Below are 7,965 nucleotides of genomic sequence, written 5' to 3'. Positions count from 1 at the left end.
TCAGCCTCATCAATGCCGACCACCCATGAATCAGTCAAAAGCCGATTCGGGAAGCCTAAAAATAACCGAAGTCAATAAAATATGCCAAAGTAGTGCTAGGACGTGATATAAGCCCGCAGTGAGGCAACTTCGAACTCAGCTTCTTCCAGCCGCGCCTTCACAAGATCGCCGATGCTCACAATCGCCACCAGCGCGCCATTTTCGAAAACCGGCAGATGGCGGCATCGCTTGTTGGTCATCAGCAGCATTGCGTCCAGGATGGTGCTCTCCGGCGTACAGAAGGCAACCAAATCGGTCATTACATCCGCGGCTGTCCGCGTTGTGATATCGTTGCCGAGTTCCCCGACCAGACGCATAACATCGCGCTCGGAGAGCATTCCGGCCATGCGCCCATTATCGTCAACCACTGGCGCCGCGCCAATCCGTTTGGCGGAAAGAAACCGTGCGACTTCAGGAATCATCTGATCAAGCCTAAGTGTAATCAGATTCCACCCCTTCTGGTCGAGAATCTGCCGGATGGTTGTCATAATTGTTTCTCCGCATTTCGTGCCGAAACGATTCAAACCATCAGCCTGCGTACCGCGCCGGCACGAACAATGCTGATACCCTTTCCAGATGGCTGGTCCTGAATATAGTGCCTGATATCAGCATGTTCGGCACGACGCATGACGGCCATCCTGAAATGATTATGCGCTTTTTTTAACGCCCGATCCAGCACATCAATGTTTGAGAACACAGTTCAGCCATGCAAATTGCACTGCGGTAGAAGTGCTGGGTTTATCCGGCGACCGCGCCGGCCGTCAAACGGATCAGCGCGATTGCAGGCGCCGGGTAGGTGCCGAGCATCAGCAACAGCGCCAGAAGCACCGCGATCACCACGTTGCCGAACAGCGGCGCCGTGGCCGGCGGGGCGGCGCTGCGCGCGGCTGGCACCGGCATCGCCATCGCAACCAGCACGCGCAGATAATAATAAATGCCGATCACGCTGCCAACCACGAGCGCCGCCACCGGCCAGAACAATCCGGCGCCCACACCCGAGGCGATGAGGTAGAACTTTCCAATGAAGCCCATGGTCGGCGGCAATCCGGCAAGGGAGAGCAGCATCAGAGCAAGGCTGCTTGCCAGGAACGGGCGGGTACGAAAGAGGCCGTGATAATCCTCCATCCGGTCGGCGTCGCGGCCCGCCCCAGGCGTGCTGAGTTGGGCGACGATGCCAAAAGCGCCGAGGCTGGTAACGGCATAGGCCGCGAGATAATACGCGGCCGCCTCGTTGCCGAGCGCTCCCCCGGCCAGAAAGGCAACCAGCAGATAGCCGAGATGCGCGATTGAGGAATAAGCAAGCAGGCGCTTCACATTGTTCTGCATTAGCGCGAGCAGATTGCCGCCGAGCATGGAGAGGATCGCGATCATGGCCAGACCCGCCCGCAGCGAGGCGTCGGCCTGGCCATCGGCAAGGATGAAATAGCGCAGGATCACCGCGAATACGGCGATCTTTGAGACCACCGCGATGAAGGCCGTGACCGGTGCCGGCGCGCCCTCATAGATGTCGGGCGTCCACATATGGAACGGCACCAGCGAGAGTTTGAAGCCAACGCCGGTTAAAATCATGGCGGCACCAACCAGGCGGAAGAGATCGTGCGGATTTCCCGCGCGGGCCAGCGCGCCGATCTGGGCGAAGGACATGGTGCCGAGATCGGCATAGATCAGCGCCATGCCAAACAGCAGGAAGGCGGAGGACGCGCCGCCGAGGATGAGATATTTGATCCCGGCCTCCGCCGATTCTTCGCGCGGGCTGGCATAGGCGATCAGTCCGAGCAGCGAGATGCTGAGTGTCTCGAGGCCGAGGAAAAACGAGGCGAAATGCACGCTGGCCGGCAACAGCGCGGCGCCGAGCGTGGCGGTGAGCAGCAGCAGATAATACTCCTCGCGCGGCCCCTGCTCGGGCCCGCCGAGGTAGGCGTAGGAGAGGATGGCGACAACCAGCGCCGAGCCGAGCACCAGCCCGGAGTAGAAGATTACGGACCCATCGACCACGAAAAGCGGCGTCACCGCGATGGGCGCCGCGGGTGCGGCCAGTGGCAGCGCGATGCAGCAGAGCAGCAGCCCCGCGATGGTCGAGAGCGCGGCGAGATGATGGTTGCGCCGCACCGCAATCAGCAGCATCACCGCGATTGTCACCACGCCCAGCAGGGTAAACGGCGCAAAAGCCTTGAAAGCCGCCGCGTTCATGGTTGCCCCTCCATTGGCGTGTTCCCTGGCGGCGTGCCCTCATGTTGCAGCGCCGCCAACCCTGGCGCCACCTGGTCGAACACGGGTTGCGGATACAACCCGAGCCCGATGATCGCGAGCACAAGCCCCCCCATCACCGCAATATGCCGCGCGGTGAGGTCGAAGGGTTTGGCGCTGCCAGGCTGGGCCGTGGTCCTGCCGTGGAAGGCGCGCTGCACCAGCAGCAGCGCGTAGGCCGCTCCCGCCACCAGGCCGAGGCTCGCGACCACGGTGAAGGGCACGCTGGCGCGGAAACTGCCGAGCAGGATCAGGAATTCCCCGATGAAATTGCCGAGTCCGGGCAGCCCGAGCGAGGCGATGGCGAAGATCATGCCAAACCCGGAGAGCCGTGGCATGGCGCCCCACAGCCCGCCCATCAGCCGCATGTCGCGGGTGTGGATACGTTCCTGCAACGCGCCGACGAGAATGAACAGCGCCCCGGTGCTCACGCCGTGCGCCAGCATCTGCACAACCACGCCCTGAAGCGCCAGCGTGTTCCAGGCGAACACGCCCAGCAGCACAAACCCCATATGGCTTACGCTGCTGTAGGCGATCATGCGTTTCATGTCGTTCTGGCCAAAGGCGAGTAACGCGCCGTAGAGAATTCCGGCCACCCCGAGCGTCATCGCAACCGGCGCGAATTCATGGGCGGCGGCGGGAAACAACGGCACCACGAAGCGCAGCAGGCCGTAGGCGCCGGTCTTCAGCAGTACGCCCGCCAGCAGCACGGAGCCTGCGGTCGGCGCCTCGGTATGGGCATCGGGCAGCCAGGTATGAAACGGCACCGCCGGCAGCTTCACCGCGAAGGCGATGAAAAAACCAAGCATCAGCCAGAATGCGGTGGCGGAGCTCATCTTGGTGCCGAGCAGCGCCAGATAGTCGAAGGTGAGGTGCCCTGTCGCCCGCTGATGAATGAAGACGAGCGCCAGGATCGCGACCAGCATGAGCAGGCTGCTGCCCTGGGTGAAAATGACGAACTTGATCGCGGCATAGAAGCGGTGCTCGTGCCCCCACAGTGCGATCAGGAAATACATCGGCACCAGCATCAGTTCCCAAAAGAAGAAGAACAGGAATAGATCGAGCGCGAGAAACACGCCGATCACGCCGGTGGTGGCCCAGAGCAGGTTGGCGTGGAACAGGCCAACTCGCTCGGTGATCTCGCTCCAGGAGATGACCACCGAGACAAGGCCGAGCACGATCGTGAGCAAAATGAGAACCAGGCTCAGCCCATCGAGATTGAGCTCGAAGGAGATGCCGAGTTGCGGGATCCAGGGCAGATCAATACTCGTGATCCAGGCGCTCTGGCCGGGCATCACGGCCCGGCCGATCAGAGGCAGGGTGAGGAGCAGATCCGCCGCGAGCGCGAATATTGCGATCCAGCGCGGCCAGTCCGGGTGCCGCGCGCCGGAGAGCCAGGCGAGCACGCCGCCGATGGCCGGTATCAGGAGGAGCAGGATAAGGAGCATGTTCATCGGATCATCGCAATCGCGATCAGGGAAATCGAGCCGATGGCGAGGCCGGCCGTGTAGAAGCGTACGCGCCCGCTCTGGGTCCGCCGCACCTGCTCATGCAGCGTCCGCGCCGTCCAGGCGATGGCGTCATACACGCTGTCGATGACATCATCGGCCCCCTCCCGCGCCGCCCACAGCACAGGGCGGACCAGCAGGCGGCCGTAGAGCCAGTCAAACCCGGCGGCAGCGTGCCAGAAGCGCCAGAGCGGCGTCTCGGCCGGGGGCCGCGCGGGCCGCCAATACAGCACCGCCGCCAAGCCGATGCCCAGCAGCCCGGCGAGGCTCGCCACCAGCAGCGGCACTACGCTGGCGGCCTCTTTGGTGGCAGGCAGTACCGGGGCGAGCAGGTTGGAGAGCAGCGTGACATGCCCGAACGCGGGCGGCAGCTCGATCAGCCCGCCCAGCACCGAGAGCACCGAGAGCACGGTCAGCGGCAGGATGACGCGCCAGCCATAACGTCCGCTCACCTCCGTATGCGCCTCGCCGAAAAAGGCGATGAACACGGCGCGGAATATGTAGAGCCCGGTGATGAACGCGCCGAACACCCCGGCCGCCCACAGCACGCGCCCGCTGCTCCCATCCGCCCAGGCGCCGGAGAGGATCGCCTCCTTGCTGTAGAAGCCCGCGGTGACCAGCGGCAGCGCCGCCAGCGCCGCGCTGCCAATCAGGAAACTCCAGAACGCCACCGGCAGCCGCCGCGCGAGCCCGCCCATTTTGAAGATATCCTGCTCGTGATGCAGCCGCATCGTCACCGCGCCCGCGGAGAGGAAGAGCAGCGCCTTGAAGAAGGCATGGGTGAGCAGGTGGAACATCGCGGCGCCCCAGGCGCCCACGCCGAGCGCCAGAAACATGTAGCCGATTTGGCTCATGGTCGAATACGCGAGGATGCGCTTGATGTCGTTCTGCGCGAGTGCGCTGAAACCGGCGAGCAGCAAGGTCGCCGCGCCAATGCCGCCGACCGTGTATTGCGCCGCCGGCGCGAGCAGGAACAGCGCATGCGTGCGGGCGATGAGATACACCCCCGCGGTCACCATTGTCGCGGCGTGGATCAGCGCGCTCACCGGCGTCGGGCCCGCCATGGCATCGGGCAGCCAGGTCTGCAACGGCAACTGCGCTGATTTGCCAACCGCGCCGCCAAGCAGCAGAAAGGCGGCCAGGGTCGCGAGGGGAGAGCCGGCTGGCCAGCTCTGCGCGGCGTTGTGCATGGCGCCTGCGATGTTGAGCGTGCCGAGGCGGCTTGCAATCAGCAGCAGGCCGATCAGCAGCGCCGTATCGCCGATGCGCGTCACGATGAAGGCCTTGCGCGCGGCGAGGCCGTTGGCCGGGTCGCGCCACCAGAAGCCGATCAACAGGTAGGAGCAGAGCCCAACCCCCTCCCAGCCGGTGTAGAGGGTAAGGAAATTATCCCCCAGCACCAGCAGGAGCATGGCGGCGACAAACAGGTTGAGATAGGCGAAGAACCGGCCATAGCCTTCCTCGCCCTCCATGAACTCGGTCGCGAACAGATGGATGAGGAAGCCGACGCCGGTGATCACCAGCATCATCACCAGGGAGAGCGGATCGAGGCGCAGGCCGATCGTCACCGAAAGCCCGCCAACATCGAACCAGCGCCACAGCGTCTGTTCATAGGCTGCCCCCGCCGGCGGGCTGAGCAGAAAACCGCCGGCGATGGTGAAGGCGATAACGGCCGCGAACCCGACGGACAGCGCCCCGGCCGCGGCCTCGGCGCGGATGGAAAGCCGCCCCGCGCCCAGCATGAGAATAACCGAGCCGAGCAGCGGAAGCGTTGGGACGAGCCATAGGAGTTCGTGCATTGCCTACCCCCTCAGATGATAGCTTGCATCGGCATCGAGCGTGCTGTTGCGCCGGTGCATCAGCAATATCAGCGCCAGGCCGACCGAAACCTCGGATGCGGCGAATGTGAGCACGAGGATGAACATGATCTGCCCATCCGCCGCCGCCCAGCGCGCACCTGCAACCACGAAGGCCACACCCGCCGCATTCAGCATCACCTCGAGTGACATCAGCATGAACAGCAGGTTGCGCCGGACCAGCACGCCAGCCAGCCCCAGCGCGAAGAGCGCCGCGGCAAGCCCCAACCCCTGATCGAGCGGGATCGCCGTCATCGCCCTATACCCCCCTCATAACGGCGCGGCCCAGATGGAATGCCGCGACCACGGCGGCCAGCAGCAGAAACGACGCAATCTCAACCGCGAGCATATACGGGCCGGTCAGCGCGATGCCGACCGCCTGGGGGCCGATCACCGCGGCCGCGGGCCGCGCCAGACTGCCGCTCGCGGCGAGCGTGCCCAGTTCGAGCGCGAGCAGCAGGGCAAGAGCCGAGGGGCCGATCCAGGCCGCCGGCTTCAGCCAGTCGTTCTCCAGCGCCTCCGCCTCGCCGCCGATGTTCAGCATCATCACCACGAACACGAACAGCACCATGATGGCCCCGGCATAGATGATGACCTCCAAAGCGGCGGCGAACGGCGCGCCGAGGACGAAGAACACCATCGCGACCGCAAGCAGCGAGACGGTGAGATAAAGCAGCGCATGCACCGCCGAGGGGCGCGTGATCATCATCACGGTCGCGAGCACAGCAATGCCCGCCGCGATGGCGAACATGGCGTTCATGGCAGCAGGCTCCGGATGTCGATGGGCGCGCGTTCATGCTCGGCCTCGCCTTTGTCCTTGCCCGGGACCGCAAGACCGGAGACGCGGTAGAAATTATATTCCGGATACTTGCCGGTGCCGCTGATCAGCAGGTCCTCTTTCTCATAGACGAGATTCTGGCGGACATATTCGCTCATCTCGAAATCAGGGGTGAGCTGGATCGCATAGGTCGGGCAGGCCTCCTCGCAGAAGCCGCAGAAAATGCAGCGGGAGAAATTAATGCGGAAAAACTCAGGGTACCAGCGCCCCTCGCTCTCGGTCTTTTGCAGGCTTATGCAGTCCGCCGGGCAGGCGACCGCGCAGAGATTGCATGATACGCAGCGCTCCTCGCCGTCAGGGTCGCGGGTGAGCACGATCCGCCCGCGATAGCGCGGCGCGAGATAGGGCATTTGCTCAGGGTATTGGACAGTAACATTGCGCTGGAACAGATGTAGGAAGGTATACCAGAGCGTGCGTAATGAACTCAGCATTGTCTCCTCCCTTATGCCGGTCCCGGCAGGCCGAGCATCAGCGCGCCGGTAACCAGGATGTTGAGCAGCGTCAGCGGCAGCAGCAGCTTCCAGCCGAAGGCCATGAGCTGGTCATAGCGCGGGCGCGGCAGCGCGGCGCGCAGCAGGATGAAGAAGCAGATGAGCAACCCGGTCTTGATTCCGAACCACATGAACGGCGGCAACACCGGCCCGTACCAGCCGCCCAGGAACAGCACCGTCGTCATCGCCGAGATGAGCATGATGCCGATGTATTCGCCGACAAAGAACATGCCGAATTTCATGCCTGAATATTCGGTGTGGAATCCGGCGCCCAGCTCGCTTTCGCCCTCGGGGAGATCGAAGGGGAGCCGGTGCGTCTCCGCGATGCCGCCCAGGAAGAACACGATGAAGCCGAGGAACTGCGGCACCACATACCACATATGCTGCTGGCTGCGCACAATGTCGGTGAGGTTGAACGAACCGGCGAGCATCACCACGCCCACCAGTGAGAGGCCCATGAACACCTCGTAGCTCACCATCTGCGCGGCGGCGCGCATCCCCCCCAGCAGCGAGTATTTGTTGTTCGAGGCCCAGCCCGCGAGCACCGCCGAATAGACGCCAAGCCCGCTCATGGCGAGGAAGAAGAGCAGGCCGACATTGAGATCGCCGATGATGCCGATCAGCGGCGTGGCCGGGATCACGGCCATGGCGAGCATGACCGTGATCATCGAAATCGCCGGCGCCAGAACAAACACGCCCGCATCGGCGAACGGGGGGATCCAGTCCTGCTTGAACAGGAGCTTGATGCCGTCGGCCGCAACCTGCAACACGCCAAACGGACCCACGCGGTTTGGCCCAGGGCGGTCCTGGAAAAAGCCGAGCAACCGGCGTTCCACCCAGGTGAGCAGGGCTGCCGTTATCATCAGGAAGGCAAGGCCGAGAACCACATTGAGCAGCCCCGCGACGATTGCGTGAGAATGGCTCATGATGCCCCCGCTCCGGCCGGGCTGGGTCCGCATCACCACGGCCGGAGCGGGGGCATCATG

General features: G+C 63.8%; 8 protein-coding genes. All 8 read right to left on the bottom strand.

Going from position 1 to position 7,965, the window contains the following annotated elements; genetic code table 11:
* Positions 1 to 95: 95 nt before the first annotated feature.
* Positions 96 to 563 (bottom strand): CBS domain-containing protein, encoded by a 468-nt coding sequence (locus HKL97_RS05405; protein ID WP_291423207.1) that lies wholly within the window; start codon positions 561 to 563, stop codon positions 96 to 98.
* Positions 564 to 777: 214 nt separating this feature from the next.
* Positions 778 to 2,229 (bottom strand): NADH-quinone oxidoreductase subunit N, encoded by a 1,452-nt coding sequence (locus HKL97_RS05400; protein ID WP_291423205.1) that lies wholly within the window; start codon positions 2,227 to 2,229, stop codon positions 778 to 780.
* Positions 2,226 to 3,734: an NADH-quinone oxidoreductase subunit M gene (nuoM, locus tag HKL97_RS05395; RefSeq protein ID WP_408820724.1), complete on the bottom strand. Its 1,509-nt coding sequence runs from the start codon at positions 3,732 to 3,734 to the stop codon at positions 2,226 to 2,228. The genes HKL97_RS05400 and nuoM overlap by 4 nt, the downstream gene beginning before the upstream one ends.
* 2 nt (positions 3,735 to 3,736) lie before the next feature.
* Positions 3,737 to 5,593 carry an NADH-quinone oxidoreductase subunit L gene (nuoL, locus tag HKL97_RS05390; protein ID WP_291423202.1) on the bottom strand — a complete coding sequence of 619 codons (1,857 nt, stop codon included), beginning with the start codon at positions 5,591 to 5,593 and terminating at the stop codon, positions 3,737 to 3,739.
* Positions 5,594 to 5,596: 3 nt separating this feature from the next.
* Positions 5,597 to 5,905: an NADH-quinone oxidoreductase subunit NuoK gene (gene nuoK / locus HKL97_RS05385; RefSeq protein WP_291423200.1), complete on the bottom strand. Its 309-nt coding sequence runs from the start codon at positions 5,903 to 5,905 to the stop codon at positions 5,597 to 5,599.
* 4 nt (positions 5,906 to 5,909) lie between these two features.
* A complete protein-coding gene (nuoJ, locus tag HKL97_RS05380) occupies positions 5,910 to 6,410 on the bottom strand; it encodes an NADH-quinone oxidoreductase subunit J (protein WP_291423198.1) in 501 nt (166 codons plus the stop codon).
* Positions 6,407 to 6,919, bottom strand: a complete 513-nt coding sequence (gene nuoI, locus HKL97_RS05375; RefSeq protein WP_291423196.1) for an NADH-quinone oxidoreductase subunit NuoI — start codon at positions 6,917 to 6,919, stop codon at positions 6,407 to 6,409. The genes nuoJ and nuoI overlap by 4 nt, the downstream gene beginning before the upstream one ends.
* Before the next feature lie 11 nt (positions 6,920 to 6,930).
* The gene (nuoH, locus tag HKL97_RS05370) at positions 6,931 to 7,905 is read right to left on the bottom strand and encodes an NADH-quinone oxidoreductase subunit NuoH (protein WP_291423209.1); all 975 of its coding nucleotides are present in this window, start codon (positions 7,903 to 7,905) and stop codon (positions 6,931 to 6,933) included.
* Positions 7,906 to 7,965 lie beyond the last annotated feature (60 nt).

Source organism: Acidocella sp., assembly GCF_013044125.1.
GTDB lineage: Bacteria > Pseudomonadota > Alphaproteobacteria > Acetobacterales > Acetobacteraceae > Acidocella.
The sequence above is the reverse complement of the archived record's forward strand: the minus strand, read 5'-3'. Positions and strand labels throughout refer to the sequence as shown.

Coding starts and splice junctions, on each gene's coding strand:
- nuoL (WP_291423202.1), bottom strand. CDS start 5,593: ATGCACGAACTCCTATGGCTCGTCCCAACGCTTCCGCTGCTCGGCTCG.
- nuoK (WP_291423200.1), bottom strand. CDS start 5,905: ATGACGGCGATCCCGCTCGATCAGGGGTTGGGGCTTGCCGCGGCGCTC.
- nuoH (WP_291423209.1), bottom strand. CDS start 7,905: ATGAGCCATTCTCACGCAATCGTCGCGGGGCTGCTCAATGTGGTTCTC.
- nuoM (WP_408820724.1), bottom strand. CDS start 3,734: ATGCTCCTTATCCTGCTCCTCCTGATACCGGCCATCGGCGGCGTGCTC.
- nuoJ (WP_291423198.1), bottom strand. CDS start 6,410: ATGAACGCCATGTTCGCCATCGCGGCGGGCATTGCTGTGCTCGCGACC.
- nuoI (WP_291423196.1), bottom strand. CDS start 6,919: ATGCTGAGTTCATTACGCACGCTCTGGTATACCTTCCTACATCTGTTC.
- HKL97_RS05400 (WP_291423205.1), bottom strand. CDS start 2,229: ATGAACGCGGCGGCTTTCAAGGCTTTTGCGCCGTTTACCCTGCTGGGC.